The 773-nt window shown below is 61.4% G+C and carries 1 protein-coding gene; it reads right to left on the bottom strand.

The window, feature by feature from the left end; all coding sequences use genetic code 11:
- Window positions 1-773, bottom strand: a 773-nt coding sequence (locus tag GOALK_RS13985) for a DDE-type integrase/transposase/recombinase (RefSeq protein ID WP_006359479.1), incomplete at both ends; no start/stop codon positions are given.

Here is a 773-nt window from a genome sequence, read left to right as displayed (position 1 = left end):
AGGTGGATGCCGAAAGCGTGACGGGTTGGCCTGGTACCTGCGGTCGAGGATTGCTTGACGGTGTTGCTGTTGTCGGGCAGCGGTGCCGTCGAACACCGAGGCCGGGGTGTGCCAGGCCAACCCGCTGTGGCGGTGCTCAGTGGCGTAACGGTGCATGAACTCCGCGGTCCACTGTCGGGCGTCGTCGATGCTGTCGAACCGGTCGGGGCAGAACAGGTCATATTTGATCGTCTTGAACAGGGATTCGGAGAACGGGTTGTCATCGCTGACCCGGGGCCGCGAGAACGAGGCCTGGGTGTGGACCGCCTCCAACACATCAAGCAGATCTCGTGAGCGCATGATCGCACCGTTGTCGGCATGCAACACCTGCGGCGGTCCATAGGTGGTGAACGCGGCGGCGAACATGTCCACCGCTGACGCTATGGTCTCGACGTACTCGATGCGCCAGGCGACGGGAGATCGCGAAAACACATCGATCGCCAGATACAGCTTGAATCGTTGCCGTTGCGGGCCTTTGAGTTCGGTGACGTCCCACGACCACAGCTGTCCTGGCCGGGTTGCCGCGACCCGCGGTGTTCGACGCGACGGGCTGCCACTGTGCCGGCCACGACGCCGATCTCCCACCATCCGTTCGGCCTTGGCAATCCGGTAGAACGTGCTTTGCGAGCACGGGATCATATCGGAATCAAAAGCACGCCAATATGTTTGGCACATCGACAAATCGGTGAACTGCTCGTCGCTAAGAACGTCACACACTTGCGCACGTTCGTCAG

It is taken from the genome of Gordonia alkanivorans NBRC 16433 (genome assembly GCF_000225505.1).
GTDB classification, from domain to species: domain Bacteria; phylum Actinomycetota; class Actinomycetes; order Mycobacteriales; family Mycobacteriaceae; genus Gordonia; species Gordonia alkanivorans.
This window is presented reverse-complemented; position numbering and strand designations above follow the sequence as displayed.